Genomic DNA, 21,214 nt, shown 5'->3' on the forward strand with positions numbered 1-21,214 from the left:
GTTTCACAATGGATTATAATCGTTTATTTTCCTTTGAATTTAAGTTAAAATAATAAGTAGACTTGAGGTGGTTTTGTGATTGAACAATTGTCAGTAAAAGATTATGTATTATTCGAATCTTGTATCATAGATTTTACAAATGGAATGAGTGTGATTACCGGAGAAACAGGTGCCGGTAAATCATTATTGATTGATGCGATTGGATATTTGAGTGGAGATCGCATTAAATCCAATGTGATTCGTAATGGAAAAGATAAGGCCATATTATCTATGGTTTTAACTTCGAATGAAAAAGTAAATTCGATTTTAGAAGAGAATGGCTTTGAAGTAGATGATCAAGTGATTATTTCTCGTACAATTTTAAATAATAATAAGAGTACTGTACGTATCAATCAACAGATCACAACGCTTTCTTTTGTTCGTAAAATCGTCAATTTATTAGTGGATGTTCATTCGCAAATGGATACATATCGTTTAATGGATACAAAACTTCAAATGGAATTATTGGATAGTTATGCCAACGTTGAGAATTTAAAATCGAGTGTTAAAGATTCATATTCTAAATATTCAAATATTTTAAATGAATTAGAAACATTAAAAAATGAAGAGTTTTCCGATGCAGAATTGGAGTTTTTAACGGCGCAGCTCGATGAAATTGAAAATGCGAATATACAAGAAGATGAATTAGAGACTTTAAATGAACAAATTCATGATGCTTCAAATTGGTATAAAAATAAAGAAGATCTTTCTTCGTGTTTATATGAAATGGATAAAGAAAATGGTGCCTTGGATTCTTTATATACTTTGTATAAACAAGCTTCAAAATCATCGATTTTAAATGAATATGAAGAAACATTTAAAAATCTGTATTATTCTTTACAAACTGTCGATGAAGAGCTTAAACACGTGCGTGATACGCATTCAAGCGATGTCTTAGATTTGGATAGCCTTCAAAACCGTCAATATTTGATCAAGAAACTGTATCGTAAGTATGGTGGTTCTTATGAATCTTTAATGGAATCTAAACAAAATATTATGAATAAGATCGATCGAATCATTCATCGTCAGGATGTGTTTGATAAGTTGGAAAAAGAAAAAGCAGAATCTTTTGCGGCTTATATGAAGTTCGCAAAAGAATTATCATTAAAAAGAAAAGCTGTCTTTTCTCAACTCGAATCGAGTGTGATGGAACATTGTAAAGATTTGATGTTAGAAAATGCTCGTTTTAAGATTTCTTGTACAGAAAAGAAACCATCTTCAAATGGAATTGATGATATTGAATTTTTAGTGTCCATGAATCCAGGACAGGATTTTTCGAGTTTAAGTGTATCTGCCAGTGGTGGTGAACTCTCTCGTTTGATGTTGGCATTAAAAGTGGTCTTCCAGGCTTCCAACGGAATTGAAACAATTATTTTTGATGAAATTGATACGGGTGTTAGTGGTAAAGTAGCTCTTGCGATGGGTGCTAAAATGAAGGCTTTATCCAATAAATATCAAGTATTATGTATCACGCATTTAGCTAGTGTTGCCGTAATGGCAAATACGCATTATTTAGTTAGTAAAAAATCGACATCTAATGAAACGATCACAAGTGTGCAAGAACTAGATTATGATCAAACAATCCAAGAATTAGCCATCATGACAAGTGGGCAAGCGAGTGTAAAGGCAAAAGAATCCATGCAAGATCTATGGGTGAAGATTCATGGCTAGAGTGATTTTGCATATTGATTTAAATGCTTTTTTTGCGAGTTGTGAAGAAATAAAAAATCCTGATTTAAAAGAATTTCCGGTTGCGGTAGGATCGACTTCTAAGCGTGGCGTGATTTCTACGGCTAATTATGAAGCGCGAAAATATGGGGTTCATAGTGCAATGCCTGTCTATGAAGCTTTGCGTCTATGTCCTGATTTAGTCTTGATTCAAGGTGATTATGGGTATTATCGTTCAATGTCGGCTCAGTTTTTTGCGTATTTAAAGACGTTTACCCATCAAATTGAGCCTGCCAGTATTGATGAGTGTTATATGGATGTAACGGATATTATCAAGCGTTATAAAAGGCCTTTAGATTTGGTGTTTGAAATTCAAAATGGTGTTTATGAAAAGTGTCATTTGAATTGTTCGATTGGTGTGGCGCCCAATCGTTTCTTAGCAAAAATGGCAAGTGATATGCGTAAGCCCAAAGGAATCACTGTACTTAGAAAATCGGAACTTTCAACTAAGCTATGGCCTTTGAAAATTTCTGAAATGCATGGTATTGGCAAAAAGAGTGTACCTATTTTAAATGAGATGGGTATTTATACGATTGGGGATTTTGCGGATGAAAAGAATGAACAAATGATTTTGCGTAAATTAGGTAAATCGAGTTATTCTTTGATTCAAAAAGCGCGTGGCAATTCAAGTGCCGCTTTGTGTTATTCGACAACGCAAAAGAGTATTTCAATATCTAGAACGTATTCAAATGATTTATATTCAATTGATGAGGTGAGTAGTAATCTTCAAACAATTGTGAATGAATTGACACATAAGATGCAGCGAGAGAATCAAAAAGGAAAACTTGTCACATTAACATTAAGAGATACGGCGTTTCATAATGTGTGTCACAGTATGAATTTAAGTGCATATTCAAATACATATCCAATGATCTATGGGGCTTGTATGCAGCTATTAGAAGCTTATTTTGAACCCATCGGATATCGATATATTGGTGTTCATATTGGTTCATTAAAGGATGCCAAACAAATTGTAGAGCAGGTTGACATGTTTGAAGTGCCACAAGAAAATACAGATTTTATATTGAATCGTTTAAATGAGAAAATGGATAGTAAGTGTTTTATAAAGGCAAGTGATTTATTGAAGAAGGAGGGGTCGAATTGAGTTTAACATTGGATTATTTTATTGATGAAGATTTAAAGTTATACCAAGATCCTGAACACTTTCGTTTTAATACGGATACGAAATTATTGGCGCAGTTTGTGCATTTAAAAAAGCAGGAGCGCATTTTAGATATTGGTACTAATAATGGTGCTTTATTAGTGTACTTTGACCAGTTTAATGTAAAAGAGCTAGTGGGTGTTGAGGTATTAGAAGAAACGAGTAAAGTGGCTAAATTGAATGCGGATACCTTTATTGAGCATCCCGTTAAAATTGTCAATCAACCCATTCAGGAATATAGTGATGAATTGTTTGATGTCATTGTTTCAAATCCGCCTTATTTTAAGATGAATGCGAATCAGCAACCAGAACACTTAAATTTTCGTCATTTGGGTAGAATGGAAGAAAATCTAACGTTAGAACAATTGGTTTTTCATGCGAATCGTCTATTGAAAAGTTATGGGCGTTTTTATATGGTGCATCGACCAAATCGTTTAAATGAGATCAATCAAGTTTTATATAAAAATAACTTTAGTATTCGTAATTTACAGTTTGCGTATGATCATCGTGACAATAAGGTGAAATCCGTATTGATAGAGGCCATCAAAGAGTCTAATTGTGATATGAGTGTATTAGAACCTATTTATATTTAATTTGTGTTATAATACTTTTATGGAATTAAAAGATGCATTCGAGGATTATCGTTTATATTTGAGTGTTGTGCAAAGAAAATCGAAAAAAACGCAACAATCGTATCTTCATGATATCAAGGTCTACTTAGATTTCTTAAGTAAAAAAAATATCACCAAGTGTGAAGATATTTCCGTTTTGGATATTGAAGCCTTTTTGGATGTCTATGCCGAGGATCATATTGCGTCAAGTCTGAATCGCATGATTGCGAGTATTCATTCTTTTCATTTACAGATATCGATTGCGCATCCTGAAATCAAAGATGTGTCTTTATTAATTCATGGGATGAAATCATCAAAGCATCTACCTGTATATTTGAGTGTGGATGAGGTAAAAAAAGTTTTTTCATCTTTTCAAGACAATGAGATCGACCAATATAATAAAACAATATTAGTTGTATTATATTCTTGTGGTTTGCGTGTGAGTGAGCTTTGTGAATTAAAGCTAAATGATGTGCATTTGGCAGAGGGAATCTTAAAAGTTTCTGGTAAAGGAGATAAGGAAAGAATTATTCCTATATCTTCGTATTGTGTATCACAGATGAAATATTATTTAGATTCCATTCGTTGTGTTTGGGATTTAAAGAATGTTTCGTATTTTTTTGTGAATCGTTTAGGTCATGTTTGTACAAGGCAATATGTTCATTTGATGATCAAACAAAAAGTGAATGAGTTACATTTAAATCCACAAATATCTGCGCATAGTTTCAGACATTCATTTGCGACACATTTATTAGATGGAGATGCAGATTTAAGAATTGTACAAGAGCTTTTAGGCCATTCCAATATTTCTACAACGCAAATCTATACGCATATTCAAGATAAGCGTTTATCGAGTGTTTATGATCGTTGTTTTCAAAAAATAAAAAAATCAAAGGAGGAGTAGTATATGTCATGTGAAGGTTGTCCTTCTCAAGGAAAATGTGGTAAGAACAGTGAAACATGTGGAATTCAATCGAATCCAGATAACCACATTAAAAATATTATCACTGTAATGTCTGGTAAGGGTGGTGTTGGTAAATCTACTGTTACCGTTATGTTAGCGAAGGCTATGGCAAAAAAAGGTTTAAAAGTTGGTATTATGGATGCGGATATTACAGGTCCTAGTATTCCTAGACTTTTAGCTTTAACAAACCAACATGCGTATGGAAACGAAAAACAACAATTGATTCCAATTGAATCCAAAGAAGGTATTAAAGTTATGTCTTTAAACTTCTTGGTACAATCTGAATCCGATCCAGTGATTTGGCGTGGTCCTGTGATTGGTGGTGTTGTCAAACAATTCTATACGGATGTTGTATGGGGTGATTTAGATGTCTTATTGATTGATATGCCTCCAGGAACAGGTGATGTTGCCCTAACAATTATGCAGTCGATTCCAGTACAGGGTGTTGTGATGGTTTCTACACCTCAGCCAATGGTAAGTATGATTGTAGAAAAGGCTTGTCACATGTGTGAAAAGATGGAAGTGAAAGTACTTGGTATCATTGAAAATATGGCGTACTTAGAATGTCCAAATTGTCATGAAAGAATTGAATTCTATAAGAAGGAAGATGTGGAAACATTGTGTAATTCAACTTGTACAAAATTATATGGAACACTTCCAATGTTAGATTTGATTCGTGATATCAATGAATATAATGCTTATTCTAAAGAGCAACAAGAAAAAGTAGATGCATATCTAAGTGATATCGCATCCGAAATCTTAGAAGATATTGCGTAATGGAGTATGTACTTCATCGTAAGTCCAATTGTAAAAAAATAAAAATACGTGTAGTTGAAGGAGTGGTTTGTGTAAGCGCTCCTTTCACTGTTTCTAAGAAGATCATCGATGATTTTGTGCAAGAACAAGAAGCTTGGATCAAGAATCAATTGGATAAAAATACTCAATCGAAAGAAAATGATTTAATTTGTTTATTAGGAAATGAGTACAGACTGCATTATATCAATCAAAAAATGTGTTATGTGGATGGTCATGATTTGTATGTGTATTCGGATAAAGTTTTAATTCAAAAATTCTTGAAACAAAATACCAAGAAGTATATCGATCTTCGGTTTGAATTTTTTTGCGAACAATTACATATACATGATATTTCTTTACAATATGGCTTTTATAAAAGTAAGTGGGGAAGTTGTACACCTAGTAAACATAAGATTTGTTTCAATGTAAACCTGATCTTCATGCCCCTTGAATTTGTGGATGCGATCATTCTTCATGAATTAGCGCATTTGTATCATTTGAATCATTCAAAAGATTTCTATGATTTACTATGTACTTGGATGCCAAACTACAAAGAGATTATGAAGGAAAATAAAAAGAAGCCAATCCCAAATTTGTATTAAAAAAGAGCTCAAATGAGCTCTGATTTTTTATACGTTAATTGCAGCATGCATTCCTAATGCATCTTTTTCTTTAGCTAGAATTGGATCAATGAAGTCTTTGAAGAATTCTTCTGTTTGTTGAACAGAACGTCCAACGAAGTTTTCTGGTTTCATGATAGAAAGAATTTGTTCTTTTGTCATGCCAAATTTTGGATCAGCTGCGATACGATCGATTAAATCGTTTGGTTTACCTTCTTCTTTAACAACACGACCAGCTGCCATAGAGTGTTGACGAATTAATTCGTGTAACTCTTGACGATCGCCACCGGCTTTAACAGCGTCCATCATAATGTTTTCTGTAGCCATGAATGGTAATTCTTTTAATAAGTTAGCTTCTACAACTTTTGGATATACAACTAAACCGTCACTTACATTTAAGTAAAGATCTAATAGTCCATCCGTAGCTAAGAAGGCTTCGGCAATTGAAATACGTTTGTTTGCGGAATCATCTAATGTTCTTTCAAACCATTGTGTACTTGCCGTAATTGCAGGGTTGATTGAATCGGCAATGATGTAGTTAGCTAGTGCAGCCATTCTTTCTGAACGCATAGGGTTACGTTTGTAGGCCATTGCGCTTGAACCGATCTGTGAATTTTCAAATGGTTCTTCGATTTCTTTCATATGTTGTAATAAACGAATATCATTACTAAATTTGTGTGCACTTTGTGCGATTTGAACTAAGACTTGTAATACTTGTGTATCATATTTACGCGTATATGTTTGTCCACTGACTGCGAAATATTGGTCGTAACCTAATTTTTCACAGATTTTTTCATCTAAAGCTTTAACTTTGTCTGTATCTCCTTCAAACAATTCCATAAAGCTTGCCTGTGTACCTGTTGTACCTTTACATCCTAATAGTTTTTTATTGTCTAATAAGTGTTGGATTTCAACGTAGTCCATATATAAGTCTTGTGCCCATAAGCTAGCTCTTTTACCTACAGTTGTTGGTTGAGCTGGTTGAAAGTGAGTAAACGCAAGACATGGCATATCTTTGAATTTTAATGCGAATTCTTCTAATTTTTCTAATACATTGACAATTTTCTTTTGTACAAGCTCTAAAGCTTCGTGCATAATAATCAAATCAGTGTTGTCACCAACGTAGCAGCTTGTAGCTCCTAAGTGAATGATTCCTTTAGCTTTTGGGCATTGTACGCCATATGCATATACGTGTGACATTACGTCATGACGTACTTCTTTTTCTCTAGCTTTTGCGACATCATAGTTAATATCTAAAGCGTGTGCTTTTAATTCTTCGATTTGTTCTTCTGTGATATCTAATCCTAATTCTTTTTCAGATTCTGCAAGAGCAATCCAAAGTCTTCTCCATGTCGTAAATTTTTTGTCGTTTGAAAATAATGCCTGCATTTCCTTAGATGCATATCTCTGTGAAAGAGGAGATTGGTAATATTCGTTCATTTGTTCCACCTATTCTAGTTAGTTTTTTCCTAACATCAATATTATATGTGTTTCAATTTTTAAATTCAACTTCAATTGTTGTATAATAGAGAAGTATGGAAAAGGAGATTTTAATGAAAACTTTATCTATATTATCTACAAAGCTAAGTGCCTGGGGATTACATCTTATTGGAAGAGGTGGATCTATGCCGGGATCTATTGGTTGTAAGGTTGATAAAAATATATTAACAAAATTAAAATTTAATGGGCCTGTCATTTTAGTTACGGGTACCAATGGTAAAACGAGTACCGCAAACATGATTACGGATTTGTTTCAAAATGCAGGATACAATGTGATTTCAAATCGTAAAGGCGATAACTTAAAAGCCGGTATTGTGACTACACTTTTAACGAATTGTAAATTAAACGGTGAAGTCAAAGCCAATGCGGTTGTATTAGAGTGCGATGAATTGAATGTAAGACACATTCTTCCTTTTATTCCGGTTACGGATTTTGTGGTCAACAACTTCTTTCGTGATCAATTAGATCGTGCTCGTGAAATGGAACAATTGATTGATTCCATTGAAAAGGTATTACCTGAATATAGGGGTCGTCTAATTTTAAATGCGAATGATCCAAATGTTGTGCGTTTAAATTTAATAGCGAAAAATGCTTCTTGTTCTTATTTTGGGATGGATGAAAATAAATATTCTGTGAAAACCACAAAAGAAGCGAGTGAAGGAAAGTTTTGTCCAAAGTGTGGGGCTAGACTTGAATATAGTTATTATCAATATTCGCATATTGGTAAATTCCATTGTTCAAGATGTGATTTTAAAACACCTGAAATGGATGTGTGTCTAAAGGATATTGATTTAGATAAAGAAACATTCACGAGTGATGGAGTCAATTATAAATCGCCTTATGAAGGCATGTATTCGATGTATAATTGTGCGGTTGTCTTAAATGTTGCGAAAAACTATGGTATTTCTGTAGATTGTGTAAAGTCTGTCTTTAGTCATGCGCCTCAGCCTGCAGGAAGAAATGAAACATTTAAGTCGAATGATCAAACTTGTATTTTAAATCTAGTTAAAAATCCTACGGGAGCTAACGAGGTCATGAAGGTCATTGAAAAAGATGAATCGGATAAAACAATCGTGATCGTATTAAATGATCGTGAGCAGGATGGTACAGATGTAAGTTGGATCTATGATACTTTCTTTGAAAAGATCATGAAGGATAGCACCAAAGAAATTATTTGTACGGGTCTTCGTGCGAATGATATGGCTTTAAGAATTTATTATGGAGGTTATAAAGGTCCTCTAAGTGTTGTTGATACTTTGGATATTGCCGTTAAAGCGGCTTTAGCTACAAAGCGTACAACGTATGCGATTGCGACATATACGGCATTGCTTCCTACGCGTAATGCGATCAAAAAGGAGATGGGTCTATGAAAGTAGTTTGGATGTATCATGATATCATGGATCTTTATGGGGATAAGGGAAATATGATGGTTCTAAAGAAGCGTTGTTTAGATCGTGGTATTCCTTTTGAATTGGATACTTGTGGTATTGGTGAAGAAAAAGATTTAAGTGAATATGATTTGATTTTCTTAGGTGGTGGTGCGGATAAGGAACAAATTAGTTTGATTCCGGATCTATTATCGCGTAAAGAAAATATAAAAAAGGCCATGGATGAAAAGACGTTTGTTCTTTTGATTTGTGGTGGATATCAATTGTTTGGTCAATATTATATTGCGGCTAATAATGAAAAGATTTCAGGTTTACAGTTCTATGATTATTATACGGATACAGGTAAAGCTGGTAGTCGTTGTATTGGAAATGTAGTGATTGATGCCAATTTGGATGGTTTAAAAACGCGTATTGTTGGTTTTGAGAATCATGGAGGTCAAACATTGAATGTGACACATCCTTTAGGTAAAGTTGTTAAGGGGTATGGTAATAGTTTTGGTGCAGGCTTTGAAGGTTTCTATGATGGTAAGATCTTAGGAACATATTTACATGGTCCATTGCTTCCTAAAAATCCTGAGGTTGCGGATTTTGTGATTTCAAAAGCAATACAAAAAAGGAATCCAGATTTTAAATATAGTGATTTAAAACCTTTGGAAGATAAATTTGAAAAGATGGCTCGTGAGGCTGTGTTTAAAAAATTAGAAATATAAAAAAAGATGTCATTAGACATCTAAAAACATAGTACATAAGGGGTTTATTATAATTTTTGACTCGAACGATAATTGCGTACTATGTTTTTTAACACTCACTCCTTTCATGGTTTTAGTATATGAGTTATATTGACATTATTTATGTCAAATATGTGAGGAATAGTATGAGAAAATTTATTTTATCCATTGTCGTCATTCTTTCAACTTTAATTACGCCAATATCCGCTTATGAATTGGACGATATTCCAGAATATAATGGAACGCCTTATGTAAAGATTCATGATAATGAGCCTCAATTTAATTCGAGTGATATGAATAAAAAGAGTTTTGAATCGTATTCGAATTTGGATGATTTAGATCGTCCACAAGTCGCATATGCGAATATATCAAGGGATTTAATGCCAAACACAAAGCGTGGCAGTATTGGTACTGTAAAGCCGGCTGGATGGCATACCATTCGTTATAAGGGAATTGATGGAAAGTATTTATATAATCGTTGTCATTTGATTGGATATCAATTGACGGGTGAGAATGCGAATCGCAAAAACTTAATTACGGGTACACGGTATCTAAATGTAGAGGGTATGCTTCCTTTTGAAAATGAGGTGTCTGATTATATAAAAAAGACAAATCATCACGTATTATATCGAGTTACACCTATATATGATGGTGATAATTTAATTGCGAGTGGCGTTCAAATGGAGGCTTATTCAATTGAAGATAAAGGTCAGGGCATATCGTTTAATGTATATTGTTACAATGTGCAGCCAGGTATTGAAATTGATTATAAAACGGGCGATTCGAGTCGTTCGAAAGAGAATATTATAAAGGAATATAAGGCAAGTGAAGAAAATATGACGTATGTTTTAAATGTAAATACGCATAAGTTTCATAAGCCTACTTGTTCAAGTGTGAAAAGAATGAAGGCTTCAAATAGGATTGAAACAAAGGATTCTAGAGATGTTTTGATTGACCAGGGCTATTTGCCTTGTAAAAACTGTAATCCATAGGAGAATTAACATGAAAAAAATAATAAGTCTAATATGCGTATGTGTTTTATCTTTATCTTTATTTGGTTGTTCAAAGCCAGAGAATCATGTGGATTTAACTTCAAATGTATCTTGTAAATTATTGGATGTTTTAACTGTGACAAATGAAACAGATAATTCAACGTACTATTATTATTTGGCAAGTATAAAAAATAAAGGTAAAAAGACGTTTAATACACAAGAGCTTTATTATACGGTTACGGATAATAATGAAAAAGATATTAGTGTCATTGATAAATATCAATCTACGCCAACGTATGCGATTACTAAAGGACAAAGCACTTATATTTATGGTTATATTGGTTTTCCAAATAATGATCAGAAAAATTTAGGTTTATCCTTCAACAATAAAAAACAATTTTTACCTTTCAAAGCTATTGATATTCGTAAAGCAAGTGATAAAAATGTAAAGGATTCGAAGGATAAGAAATATGTTTTCTTTGAGGATGATACTTTAAAAATTAGTGTGGATGGTTCAAAAGCAAAATATGTATATGAGAATAATGAAACGGTATTAAAAAATATTAAAATTTGTTATGAAAATAAAACGGATAGTCGTATCACAGTTCCTTATATTACGCCTAGTGCTACTTTAGAGGGTATTGATTTGAGTGGTAATGGTGAATTTTCGAGTATGGAAGAGATTCAAAAACATGATTTCACAACGAATGGAATGGCGCCTAAAACACAAAGCTTTAAAGCTAAAGTAACGGGTTATATGTTGTATTTCTTGGATAGTAAACAAACAATCAATGCAGATATTGAATTTCATTTTGAGGATGCAGCGCCTGATTTTACGGATAAGAGTACAAAGCCTTTTGTGGTCAATATGAATTCGAAGGCTTTTGGAAAATCGAATACATTTAAGATTGGACTTGAATAAGTCCTTTTCTTTTTAGTTCACATTGTTGTATAATTTTTTGCGGTGATGATTATGAAAGAAATGAAAGGATTAGTTCTTGAAGGCGGAGGCTTTCGAGGTATGTATACTTGTGGTGTTATAGATGTATTCATGGAAAATGGCATTTGTTTCGATGAAGTAGTTGGAGTTAGTGCGGGTGCTGCATTTGGTTGTAACATCAAGTCCAAACAGATTGGTAGAGCGCTTCGCTATAACAAACGTTTTTGTAGAGATCCAAGATATTCTGGATTAAAGAGTTTTATTAAAACCGGTGACTTATATAACAAAGACTTTGCGTACGGGATAGTACCAACGATATTAGATCCGTTTGATACGAAAACATTTAGAGAAAATCCATTAAAATTTACTTTAGTATGTACGGATATTCATACGGGAAAACCGGTATATCATGAAATAAAGAATGGTGATGCGACAGATATTGAGTGGATTCGTGCATCAGCATCGATTCCGATTGTTTCTAAACCAGTAAAACTAGATGGGTATGAATTATTAGATGGCGGTGTAAGTGATTCGATTCCAGTTGATTGGATGTTAGATAGATCAACTAAAACAGTTGTAGTATTAACTCGAGATAAAACATATCGTAAAAAGCCGATGAAATATATCAATCTTTTAAAAAAGGCTTTTAAGGAATATCCAAATCTTCAACATGCATTAGAAAATAGACATATTGTATATAATGAAACATTGAATCGAATAGAACAATTGGAAAGGGAAGGTAGAATATTTGTGATTCGTCCATCTAAACCGATTGCGTGTGCCATGATTGAGAAGGATCCTAATCATCTACAAGAAATCTATGATATTGGAAGAAAGGATGCATTACATTATTTAGAAGATTTAAAGATATATTTGTGAAGTGTTTCACATATTGAATTGTGATATACTTTAAAAAATATTTAGGAGTGATGAATATGAACTTTTTTAATAAGCCTGGACGTATTCTATTAACAATTATGATTGTATTAGCTGTGGTATGTCCGTATCGTGTTCATATGTATAAAACCAAGATTGAAGAAATTCAATCTGGTAAACTTAAAATTGCAGATATGCAGTATGCTGCATCAGATCTTCATCCATATTCAGCTTATTTGATGGCAATACCATATATGATTATCGAGGTTGCGTTAGGTTCTTTATATTATGTAAGAACTAGAGATTAACAAGACTCTCTGATTTGTCGTGAAATCAAAAAAGATGGACAACTATACGTCTTAAATCAAATCAGAGGATGCGATTAAAATCTGGTTTTGTTTAAAACATATAGTATGATCTAAGAGGTTTGATAAATTACCGTGAAAGTCAAATAGATGAATAATTATATGTCTTGATTCAAATAATTAGATATGTTATTTGAAATATTAATAAAGATTATGTGTTTAAGTATTCTAAATCATTTAAGAAAGCAGATTTTTGTAAATTTCTGCTCTATTTTTAATTCCATAATTATTACATAAGTAAGATTATGCGAAGTGCTATATATGTTACAATATATACGTAGCGATCATTTTGTTTTCATGAAACTAACAGCTTCTTTAAGAAACTAACAACTTCTTTTAAGAAATTATCTTGTTTCTTCATTATGAAACTAAGAACTTCTTTTACTAAAATATCTTGTTTCTTCATTATGAAACTAAGAACTTCTTTTACGAAAAAGATTTGTTCTAACTTCATGAAACTAAGAACTTCCAAAGTTTGCTTCGTTTGTTTGTAAAAGCACAATAAAACAAAGAAACATTGAGTCTCTTTGTTCTTAGGTATTCGAGATGTAATCACAGATGTTCTTAGATGCAGGTGCTTTCGATGAAGGTCTTCTCTTTTTACAACTTGGACAAACCATCCTCACGGAAACCTCCAAAGCACTCCCAATAGTTAAATAGAGGGCATAAAAAAAGCGGGTAAATTGATGAGGTTTACCCGTTACTAGTTTTGTCTATACATCAGCGTTTCGACAACTATTTTCTTTCCTTTGACACCTTCTCACTTATTCTCTGATAGATTTCCTTTGTCTCTGCGTCATTTTCCCCATTTACAACTAATATTTTTCCATCTATGTCCATGACAACATATGAATGGCAGGAGGCATGAGTGTAGCGGATATAATCTCCGAAGATATCGTTTTTGAAGTTTCCCATATCATACTTCAGGTTTCCAAAACCATTAGTTCTGTAATCATTATCGTTCTGCAATACATTTACTTCATAAGAAATGCTGTCAATTTGCGAATACTCCCCTGTATAATCATTCCATCCTTTTGCTTCAATGTTAAAATCACGATCATTACAACGAATCTGAATGCTTCCACAAAACAAATCCCATATAGTAAACACAATAGTGGGAATTGCGATGATCAGATATATCACACTTTTTTTTGTATTATACTGAATTTTTAAGCCTTTTTTTTGTGTCTTTTTATCCATCATTGTCTTCTCCATAAATTCCGATTTATAGATTTATTTTAACACAAAATATAAGTGGTTTGTAGAGAGGAAATATATCGTGTTTAATTTTCATACAAAAAATTTGTAACACCATCATATTACCAATAAAAACTTGTAAAAACCTATATTGCTTTATAACACCACCGTAATACTGTGAAAAACTGAATGAAACCGAACTAAGGCAAAACCTAATCATAAACAAATCATCAGATATTGTTGATAACTTGGAAAAGATTCGAGATAATCAATACTCATTATATGAAGTCTTGAAAGATGTGAACCGAACTATTAAGACACTTTCTGAAGAAGCTCGAAAATTGAACGATACTTCCAAACTGACTCAGTATTATACCGAAACAGCTGCAAAGGCTGCTGAAGCTCCGAAAATTGTGTATGCTTATACTAGAGAAATCGGATAAAACACGATATAACACATTAGGATTCCTTAAATGGAGTCCTTTTTTTTATACCCTTCTCCTTTCTCGATTTCTCTCACAACGTCCTCGAAAACCAACAACGACAAATTGCACACTTTGGAAATAATGTTTTCATAGGATTAGCTATAAAAGTAACATCCGTCTTACAAGACCGCTCTCAAACTAATCGAGAAATAGTTTAGCTTTTCCAAGAAAACAAAAAAGACTTGCCTGATATCGTTCCTATCAAACAAGTCATAGCCTTTATTGTTCTGCAATCTTTTTTCGTAAGCTGTCATTTGTGGTTTTTAAAACTTGCTCGGCCATATTTCCGCCGTTGTTGGTAATATCCTCAATGATTTCATTACTTGAATAGTCTATGGAATACATGTAAACGGTGTCGTCTGTTTTATAAATATAGTAAGTAAAATCAATATCCATATCTGGCGTCAATAGATAAATGTTATTACCTTGTAATGAAAGTGTACATGGAATTGATTCCTCATCACTCTGTCTTTCGTAATTGAAAGTTGAATAGGTTGCTTCATTTGTATCTTTATCAATACTTAAACAATCAACAAGTGTATATCCTTTTGCGTTGATTCTTTGTTCTCCATAGTAGTCTGTAGAAGTTGCGGTTTCCTCCTGAATCTCATCTATACTTGGAATATTCAAATCCTTCATTTGATATGGTAGAGGATCAAAATCATATTCTTCATAATCGATATCAAATTCTTCCTGGAAATCATCAATTATTGTACAGCAGCTTTGGATTGCTTCATTTAAAAGTGGAACATTATCATATGTAATGCCATCTTTATTGATTGATATTGAGCCAGTTGCGTCTTCTCCATATGTGTAGTTTCCATTCTCAAATTCGTAGTAATTATATTGGATATCATACTTTGTATATTTCTTATTCGTTGAATTAATAGTTATTGTCTTTTGATATTCTTTTGTATCTTCAATTACATCTGTTGTATATGTATAGGATATATATTCTTTATCATTTTGGTTTTGCAAAGCAAATATGGTAGTAGTTGTTTCATTGTCGTTTTCTACGATATAGCGGGCAACCATATTTTGATGCTTTTTGCCTTCATCTGAACTTATACCAATATTCCAGTTGTTTTTTAAGTACGCATTATCTTTGGATTTGGATTGAACAGCATCAATGGTAGCTTCCCAAAAATCTTGCTTTTCATCTTGGTGACAAGCTGTTAAAGATATAGCGCAAAATAAGCAGAGAATATATTTGAATAATTTCATGATTAAAGCCTTCTTTCTTTATCAAACAATTTTGGATGACAAATATCCTGAATTAGTGTATTTAAATACAAGCAAAAGAACATCTATATATTTATGTTTCTAATTCATGGATACTATAGTTCTTAAATAGATGAAAATCAAGAATATAAAAAGCCAAACCTGATAAAGATTTGGATTAAAATAATAAACTTCTAGGTCTTAGGTTTTTTGAATTGAGAAATTGCTCCATTTTTTCCAATTCATTTGAGGACATCTTATCAATAAAAAAATAGCATCCATAAAATTTTTTAATTTTTTTGTTAGCTCCATATAAAAAACATATGTTATCTATATATGTATAATAGCTTAAATCATCATATGATGAGACTTCTGGATTTTTTTTATACAGAACATGACTGCAATATTCTTGATTCAAGACAGAAAACAAACAAAATCCCGTTGAACACAAACATTTTCCCGTCTATTAATGAGTTTACGCTGGCGTAAAACCTAAAAACAAACATTTTCCCCGCCCTTTCCCTTAGTTTTCTATTCATTTACACATTTTGTATAGTAATGTTTTGATCTGGATATAGATTCGAGGGCTACGAGAAGGTCTTTTAGAAGATTTGACGTGGATTTTGATTGTATTGCAAGGATTTTGTTTGTGTTTATCCATAGAAATGACGAGAAATTGGTTGGATTCGAATTGTGGTTCAATGTAGGCAGTAAGGAGGTATTTGTGATGAGATGAAAAACATGAAGAAATTTATAACATTATGTGGCTTCTTAATCTTAGGATCAATTACCTGTGGTGATGCAGATGTTGTAAAAGCTGAAGCTATTAATGAACAGACAACTGATACGTCTGGTTATACGATTACAATCCCATCTGAAATTTCATTTTCAACTGATACAACCAATTTTGATATTTCAGCTGGCTTAGATAAATCAACACAAATTATTATTACAGCTAGTTCTCAAAACGGTTTTAATTTAACAAACAGAGATGATACTATCCCATACTCTATTTCCGACAACTTAATAACATTGTCTAATAGTCGTCCTGACATTAGTAATACTGTTTCTCAATCATTGAACATTTTCATTGATAAGAGTAAAAATCCAATGTATAGCGGTGATTATAAAGACACGCTTACCTTTAATATACAAGAAAAACAACTGTATACACTAAATGTAAATGGATTATTGGATGGAAATACAGTCAGTTGGTTAAATGGATACGGAACCTTTGGTATTAAAATTAACGGACGAACCATAAGCGATTTGACTGATTTTTATCAGAGCCAAGTGGAAGGAACAACTTATGAAATATTCAACATTAAAGCTACTGACGGAAAGCATTATATTGGAGACACAATTATAAAAGGAACATTTGACTCCCCTTATCAAGAAATAAATTTAAAATTTGATACAAATAAATTAACGCTTAATTACCATGCAGATGGAGCACAGAGCTGGAATGATTTTGGGGATATTGTCCAAAACGTTTCAAACAAAGATGTGGTATATTCTGAAACAAAAAAAATATGGAGATACATTTGATTCTCAAGATGGTTTAGCTAACATTAATAGATTAATAAAAAAAGGATACACAGCTGCCGCTAATACTTGGACGATTAAAGAGGCTGGAAATAAAAAGGTAATGGACAATGTTGGGTTGGCCAAAATGGAAGATGTCGCAGATTACTGTGGAGTGTTGGATGAATTCAAAAAGAATGATACAGTGATAGACTTGTATCCAATATGGACAGCAAACACATATACTCTTACTGTTAATCCTAACGGTGGATTAATAAATGGTGATGGAAGCTCGAAAGTATTGGATACAAAATTATATTTCGATACTGGAAATTGTTGGGATATAAATTATTTGAAACCTACTAGAAAAGGATTCGAGTTTCTTGGATGGTATGACGCTCCTGAAAATGGAAATATAGTTTACGATTCTAATGGAAAATGTATAAACAATGGAAATTATTGGAAAGATTCTAGTTATGTAAATCCTAATAATTTAACAGTTTACGCTCAATGGAAAAAAGCACCTTATTCTACTGGTACAGTTCTAAATATTGAGGGAAATGATTATATAGTTATGGGTCAAACTGAAGACGGAAATTATAGATTGATTTCAGGAACAAATATTAGAAATATACAGTACCAGCCAAATGTGGATTCAGATGGAAACTACAAAGTTGGAACATATGAACCGCCGAATGAGACGCGTCCTGATGGTCAGTATTCCAACACTTATGAAGGTAGCTATATTGATAACTATCTAGAAAACACTTGGTATAAACAGCTTCCTGAGAAACTACAGAAAGCGATTCAGGCAACGGATATCAAACAGGTTGCATATAATAATACTTCGTCAAATCCAAAATGGAGATGGTCTGGCACAGACTGGTATTATAATGAAGGTACTACAGAAAATCCCAAATGGGTCATTTATAATAAGGCAAACATTCCAGACGATGCACAAGGAGCGTATCCTATGAACAGTTGGAAGTATAGTGAAAAAGGCTATAACAACACAACTTATAACACGATTTCAAGACGTGTATTCTTGCCAAGCGTTGAAGAAGTATCCAATCTTGTGGATCTAAACAACGCTAACAAGGTTTATAATTTCTTGAAAGGAACAAATAACTCCTTATACCACATGTGGCTCAGAGACAGCAACTCCTGCTCGCCTCGCAGCACAGTGTATTTGATTTACGCCGATCGTTCAATGGACAGCAGCACCGGCTATGTGACGTATGATTGGGTTGGTGTCCGTCCTGCCTTTGTCATAGACCTATCCAAAGTCGATTACACCGTAACAGGAACAGTCAACTACAAATAAGAACACACAGGATCTCATTATAGAGGTTCTGTTTTTTTCATGTCTCTCTCCTATCAGTTCCCTATTAGTTTTCCCGTTTTGACACGTTTGCACTGTTTTGATTTTGCTTAGGTGATTATTACTTTGGTTAAAAAAGTCATTTCTGACTGATTGGATTTCTTATAGGGGTCGTTAAGTTCTTGTAAAACGGAAAATAAGCGTAAAAAAAGACTTCATAATGGAAGTCGTTAGTTTGAGGGAGACACATTTTGTCTCTCCAAAACTAACAACTTCCATTATTGGTTTTTTATGTCCGTTTGCTCGTTTTTCTTAAACTAAGAGCTTCTTTTAGAAAAGTGATTCAGTGAGTTGGCACTAAAACGGTTAAACTTAGAATTACGTTTACAAATTGGTAATATGATGGTATTTCAAATTTTTTGTATGAAAATTAAACACGATATATTTCCTCTCTACAAACCACTTATATTTTGTGTTAAAATAAATCAATAAATCGGTATTTAAGGAGGTCATATGAGTTTTACGATGTTATTGCTTCTCGCATACATAGTAATGGGTGTGGGAAGTTTTATCGCTTTTAAGCGAAAGCACAAAGCAATTGGTATAGCATTGTTGCTTGTAATAGTGCTTAGTATCTTGATTTTGGGACACATGTGGATTCATTCGCCAATGTAACAACTTCCAATTTGTCAAACTGATAAAATCCATTTGAATGCCTAAGAACAAAGAAACATAAAGTCTCTTTGTTCTTAAACATTCGAGATGTAATCACATGGGCGTTGGAGCTTATTATTTTACTTCTGCTTCATTAAAACGTTAGATTGGTTTATTGTTCATAGGCAACCAATTTCCCTTTTCGCATATGATGATGAAGCATTGTATTATTATAATAAAATGTCGCAAAGCATTTGTGATATACAGTTTCACCATTATCATCTATATAATCAACATCGAAATAATTTCTTACGTTAAGTAACGTTCTGTATCCGTGTAAAGTACGTCTTTTCTTTCCAATCATCTTTTTTACAACATCGAAACCTCTACACCATATTACCGGTTTTTTATCTGATCTAGGACAGCTTCGTTGGAAATAACTTTGATATGTTGTATGCTCAATAATATATCCATCTTCATATCTTACATCAATATCTTTATGGTTTCTATATGCGATGATTTCTACAATCATATTATTAGAACAAACAACTTTTTCTCCAACTCTATAATGCTTAACAAAACTTTTTTTAAATTCATTCTTTGTTATTGTATTTTTGTTTTCCATATTCCACCTATAATCCAAACATTTCCCTACAAATTGTTTTACCGCAATCTGTTTTAAATATACGATTATAAGCTTTTTTTACAGCTTCTTTTGATAAATGATCTTCCATAATATTCACAAGAAAGTCAGCTTCAATCAATATTTGATAATCAATACCATCCACATGATCATACGTATGGTGGTGTGCAATTAAATACTGAACTCGTTTGGATATATCATCATCAAATCCCAATTGTTTCAACAATTGTTCAGCTAGTGCAGGCCCTTCCTTCTCTTGTAATTTACCGCTACAATCACCATATTTTTCTTCACACACATGAATACCAATATCATGTGTTAATGCTGCGGTTTCAATAATAAATAGCGTTCTTTCATCAACATGTTCTGTTTCTGCAATTAATTTTGCGTAGCTATGCACCTTACAAAAATGCTGAATTCTTTTTGCGTCTCCTTTATAAAGTTCAATCATTGCTAAATGTAATTTATTTATCATATCAAACACTTCTTCCCATTTATTTTCTTAATTATCTCTAAGATATATATCTTTTTCAACATAATTTTGTTGAATGATTTAAAATAGGTTTAGAGGTATAGGTATGAAAAGAATGTTTGCGATTATGATGATTAGTATATTGCTTGTCGGATGTGGTAAAACAGATTTCTTGACGGAACACGATTGGGTTCACTATGACTCTACATGTATTGAAACCATCTACTTTGGTAAGGATGGTCACTTTTCATATTATAGTGATGAAGGAAATCCAGTGAATGATTCAGATTTGTATGATAAGTATTCTTATGATTCAAATAGTAAGAAGATTAATCTTTTACCAACTGGTGATATGTCAATTCAGGTGTTACGCTATGAAAAATCAAGACTTCTTCTAAATATTGATGGTGATGTCAAAGAGTTTTTTGATCAAAAAGATAAGATTATGGATGGAGCTAATCCAAGTGATATTGCGTATGATACAGATAATATAACAAATGGTTTTAGTTCTTATCTGGCAATTCTTGATAAGAATGACTCTCAAATTACGACTGCCCCTGCAAATTATGATGGAGATGATCCAGAATTTAAGGAGTATAAGCTTTCAGAATCACTAGTTGATAATGCCCAATTTTATTTATGGACTCATAATGTGGATCAATCGGATATTGAATCAAACTTTACTAAATTGACTGAAAATGAAGCTTTTAAGATGATTAAAAACGGTGGTGCCGTTGGATTTGTATGGTATAACGAATCTGCAAAAATCACAAAAATTGTTTTTTATGGTTCTATAACTATAGAATAATCAAAAAATAAAATATATAATCACGCTATATATTAGGCAAAACCATCAGTTAAAGAAACAAATGTTAATATTCTTTTTGCACAATCGTATACATAGTGTTATACTATCCCGTTTTCGACAGTTATATAACGCAACAATGAGCGCAAACCTTTTGTTTAAAGGCCTTACGCTCATTTTTTAC

Annotated in this window: 21 protein-coding genes; 15 read left to right on the forward strand and 6 right to left on the reverse strand. The window is 32.7% G+C overall.

The features are described from left to right. The first annotated feature begins 75 nt into the window (after positions 1 to 75). The 6 genes from recN to Q0E86_RS05785 are packed head-to-tail and all read left to right on the forward strand — an operon-like array spanning position 76 to position 5,901. Positions 76 to 1,710, forward strand: coding sequence for a DNA repair protein RecN (recN, locus tag Q0E86_RS05760; protein ID WP_295755226.1), 1,635 nt, complete (start codon positions 76 to 78; stop codon positions 1,708 to 1,710). Then, positions 1,703 to 2,872 (forward strand): DNA polymerase IV, encoded by a 1,170-nt coding sequence (dinB, locus tag Q0E86_RS05765; RefSeq protein ID WP_295755228.1) that lies wholly within the window; start codon positions 1,703 to 1,705, stop codon positions 2,870 to 2,872. The genes recN and dinB overlap by 8 nt, the downstream gene beginning before the upstream one ends. Continuing rightward, the gene (locus Q0E86_RS05770; protein ID WP_295755230.1) at positions 2,869 to 3,522 is read left to right on the forward strand and encodes a tRNA1(Val) (adenine(37)-N6)-methyltransferase; all 654 of its coding nucleotides are present in this window, start codon (positions 2,869 to 2,871) and stop codon (positions 3,520 to 3,522) included. The genes dinB and Q0E86_RS05770 overlap by 4 nt, the downstream gene beginning before the upstream one ends. A 19-nt stretch (positions 3,523 to 3,541) precedes the next feature. Next, on the forward strand, positions 3,542 to 4,444 hold the full coding sequence (locus Q0E86_RS05775) for a tyrosine-type recombinase/integrase (RefSeq protein ID WP_295755232.1): 903 nt from the start codon (positions 3,542 to 3,544) through the stop codon (positions 4,442 to 4,444). Between the two features lie 3 nt (positions 4,445 to 4,447). Next, on the forward strand, positions 4,448 to 5,281 hold the full coding sequence (locus Q0E86_RS05780) for an Mrp/NBP35 family ATP-binding protein (RefSeq protein ID WP_295755234.1): 834 nt from the start codon (positions 4,448 to 4,450) through the stop codon (positions 5,279 to 5,281). Next, complete coding sequence (locus tag Q0E86_RS05785) at positions 5,281 to 5,901, forward strand: M48 family metallopeptidase (RefSeq protein WP_295755237.1); 621 nt, start codon at positions 5,281 to 5,283, stop codon at positions 5,899 to 5,901. The genes Q0E86_RS05780 and Q0E86_RS05785 overlap by 1 nt, the downstream gene beginning before the upstream one ends. 27 nt (positions 5,902 to 5,928) lie before the next feature. On the opposite strand, the gene purB is transcribed toward Q0E86_RS05785, so the two are convergent. Next, complete coding sequence (gene purB, locus Q0E86_RS05790; protein WP_295755240.1) at positions 5,929 to 7,359, reverse strand: adenylosuccinate lyase; 1,431 nt, start codon at positions 7,357 to 7,359, stop codon at positions 5,929 to 5,931. Positions 7,360 to 7,472: 113 nt separating this feature from the next. Between purB and Q0E86_RS05795 the strand changes: the two genes are divergently transcribed. From Q0E86_RS05795 to Q0E86_RS05820, 6 genes are all read left to right on the forward strand, one after another. Then, on the forward strand, positions 7,473 to 8,789 hold the full coding sequence (locus Q0E86_RS05795) for a Mur ligase family protein (protein ID WP_295755243.1): 1,317 nt from the start codon (positions 7,473 to 7,475) through the stop codon (positions 8,787 to 8,789). Further along, positions 8,786 to 9,517: a type 1 glutamine amidotransferase gene (locus Q0E86_RS05800; protein WP_295755246.1), complete on the forward strand. Its 732-nt coding sequence runs from the start codon at positions 8,786 to 8,788 to the stop codon at positions 9,515 to 9,517. Before Q0E86_RS05795 ends, Q0E86_RS05800 begins: the two co-directional genes overlap by 4 nt. A gap of 164 nt (positions 9,518 to 9,681) precedes the next feature. After that, positions 9,682 to 10,527, forward strand: coding sequence for a DNA/RNA non-specific endonuclease (locus Q0E86_RS05805; RefSeq protein WP_295755249.1), 846 nt, complete (start codon positions 9,682 to 9,684; stop codon positions 10,525 to 10,527). 10 nt (positions 10,528 to 10,537) lie between these two features. Beyond that, complete coding sequence (locus Q0E86_RS05810) at positions 10,538 to 11,449, forward strand: hypothetical protein (RefSeq protein WP_295755251.1); 912 nt, start codon at positions 10,538 to 10,540, stop codon at positions 11,447 to 11,449. 51 nt (positions 11,450 to 11,500) lie between these two features. Then, a complete protein-coding gene (locus Q0E86_RS05815; protein ID WP_295755254.1) occupies positions 11,501 to 12,346 on the forward strand; it encodes a patatin family protein in 846 nt (281 codons plus the stop codon). A 56-nt stretch (positions 12,347 to 12,402) separates the two neighbouring features. After that, a complete protein-coding gene (locus tag Q0E86_RS05820) occupies positions 12,403 to 12,651 on the forward strand; it encodes a hypothetical protein (RefSeq protein WP_295755257.1) in 249 nt (82 codons plus the stop codon). 352 nt (positions 12,652 to 13,003) lie between these two features. Here Q0E86_RS05820 and Q0E86_RS05825 read toward each other — a convergent pair whose 3' ends face one another. The 3 genes from Q0E86_RS05825 to Q0E86_RS05835 form a co-directional block, all read right to left on the reverse strand. After that, the gene (locus Q0E86_RS05825; protein ID WP_295755259.1) at positions 13,004 to 13,162 is read right to left on the reverse strand and encodes a hypothetical protein; all 159 of its coding nucleotides are present in this window, start codon (positions 13,160 to 13,162) and stop codon (positions 13,004 to 13,006) included. Positions 13,163 to 13,443: 281 nt separating this feature from the next. Continuing rightward, positions 13,444 to 13,911: a hypothetical protein gene (locus tag Q0E86_RS05830; protein ID WP_295755262.1), complete on the reverse strand. Its 468-nt coding sequence runs from the start codon at positions 13,909 to 13,911 to the stop codon at positions 13,444 to 13,446. Positions 13,912 to 14,609: 698 nt separating this feature from the next. Beyond that, positions 14,610 to 15,614: a hypothetical protein gene (locus tag Q0E86_RS05835; RefSeq protein ID WP_295755265.1), complete on the reverse strand. Its 1,005-nt coding sequence runs from the start codon at positions 15,612 to 15,614 to the stop codon at positions 14,610 to 14,612. 738 nt (positions 15,615 to 16,352) lie between these two features. On the opposite strand from Q0E86_RS05835, the gene Q0E86_RS05840 reads away from it, so the two are divergent. Continuing rightward, entirely contained in the window at positions 16,353 to 17,159 is an 807-nt protein-coding gene (locus tag Q0E86_RS05840; RefSeq protein ID WP_295755267.1) for a hypothetical protein, read from the forward strand. Next, positions 17,077 to 18,459 carry a DUF6273 domain-containing protein gene (locus Q0E86_RS05845; protein ID WP_295755270.1) on the forward strand — a complete coding sequence of 461 codons (1,383 nt, stop codon included), beginning with the start codon at positions 17,077 to 17,079 and terminating at the stop codon, positions 18,457 to 18,459. The genes Q0E86_RS05840 and Q0E86_RS05845 overlap by 83 nt, the downstream gene beginning before the upstream one ends. Before the next feature lie 823 nt (positions 18,460 to 19,282). Here Q0E86_RS05845 and Q0E86_RS05850 read toward each other — a convergent pair. Both Q0E86_RS05850 and Q0E86_RS05855 read right to left on the reverse strand, forming a co-directional pair. Continuing rightward, positions 19,283 to 19,735, reverse strand: a complete 453-nt coding sequence (locus Q0E86_RS05850; protein WP_295755273.1) for a hypothetical protein — start codon at positions 19,733 to 19,735, stop codon at positions 19,283 to 19,285. 7 nt (positions 19,736 to 19,742) lie between these two features. Next, entirely contained in the window at positions 19,743 to 20,228 is a 486-nt protein-coding gene (locus tag Q0E86_RS05855; RefSeq protein ID WP_295755276.1) for an HD domain-containing protein, read from the reverse strand. Between the two features lie 103 nt (positions 20,229 to 20,331). Between Q0E86_RS05855 and Q0E86_RS05860 the strand changes: the two genes are divergently transcribed. After that, positions 20,332 to 21,033, forward strand: a complete 702-nt coding sequence (locus Q0E86_RS05860) for a hypothetical protein (protein ID WP_295755279.1) — start codon at positions 20,332 to 20,334, stop codon at positions 21,031 to 21,033. The last annotated feature ends 181 nt before the right edge of the window (positions 21,034 to 21,214 follow it).

It is taken from the genome of uncultured Holdemanella sp., assembly GCF_934754935.1.
Taxonomy (GTDB): domain Bacteria; phylum Bacillota_I; class Bacilli_A; order Erysipelotrichales; family Erysipelotrichaceae; genus Holdemanella.

Coding starts and splice junctions, on each gene's coding strand:
- dinB (WP_295755228.1), top strand. CDS start 1,703: ATGGCTAGAGTGATTTTGCATATTGATTTAAATGCTTTTTTTGCGAGT.
- Q0E86_RS05775 (WP_295755232.1), top strand. CDS start 3,542: ATGGAATTAAAAGATGCATTCGAGGATTATCGTTTATATTTGAGTGTT.
- Q0E86_RS05780 (WP_295755234.1), top strand. CDS start 4,448: ATGTCATGTGAAGGTTGTCCTTCTCAAGGAAAATGTGGTAAGAACAGT.
- Q0E86_RS05785 (WP_295755237.1), top strand. CDS start 5,281: ATGGAGTATGTACTTCATCGTAAGTCCAATTGTAAAAAAATAAAAATA.
- purB (WP_295755240.1), bottom strand. CDS start 7,359: ATGAACGAATATTACCAATCTCCTCTTTCACAGAGATATGCATCTAAG.
- Q0E86_RS05795 (WP_295755243.1), top strand. CDS start 7,473: ATGAAAACTTTATCTATATTATCTACAAAGCTAAGTGCCTGGGGATTA.
- Q0E86_RS05800 (WP_295755246.1), top strand. CDS start 8,786: ATGAAAGTAGTTTGGATGTATCATGATATCATGGATCTTTATGGGGAT.
- Q0E86_RS05805 (WP_295755249.1), top strand. CDS start 9,682: ATGAGAAAATTTATTTTATCCATTGTCGTCATTCTTTCAACTTTAATT.
- Q0E86_RS05810 (WP_295755251.1), top strand. CDS start 10,538: ATGAAAAAAATAATAAGTCTAATATGCGTATGTGTTTTATCTTTATCT.
- Q0E86_RS05815 (WP_295755254.1), top strand. CDS start 11,501: ATGAAAGAAATGAAAGGATTAGTTCTTGAAGGCGGAGGCTTTCGAGGT.
- Q0E86_RS05820 (WP_295755257.1), top strand. CDS start 12,403: ATGAACTTTTTTAATAAGCCTGGACGTATTCTATTAACAATTATGATT.
- Q0E86_RS05825 (WP_295755259.1), bottom strand. CDS start 13,162: ATGAAGTTAGAACAAATCTTTTTCGTAAAAGAAGTTCTTAGTTTCATA.
- Q0E86_RS05830 (WP_295755262.1), bottom strand. CDS start 13,911: ATGATGGATAAAAAGACACAAAAAAAAGGCTTAAAAATTCAGTATAAT.
- Q0E86_RS05835 (WP_295755265.1), bottom strand. CDS start 15,614: ATGAAATTATTCAAATATATTCTCTGCTTATTTTGCGCTATATCTTTA.
- Q0E86_RS05840 (WP_295755267.1), top strand. CDS start 16,353: ATGAAGAAATTTATAACATTATGTGGCTTCTTAATCTTAGGATCAATT.
- Q0E86_RS05845 (WP_295755270.1), top strand. CDS start 17,077: ATGATTTTGGGGATATTGTCCAAAACGTTTCAAACAAAGATGTGGTAT.
- Q0E86_RS05850 (WP_295755273.1), bottom strand. CDS start 19,735: ATGGAAAACAAAAATACAATAACAAAGAATGAATTTAAAAAAAGTTTT.
- Q0E86_RS05855 (WP_295755276.1), bottom strand. CDS start 20,228: ATGATAAATAAATTACATTTAGCAATGATTGAACTTTATAAAGGAGAC.
- Q0E86_RS05860 (WP_295755279.1), top strand. CDS start 20,332: ATGAAAAGAATGTTTGCGATTATGATGATTAGTATATTGCTTGTCGGA.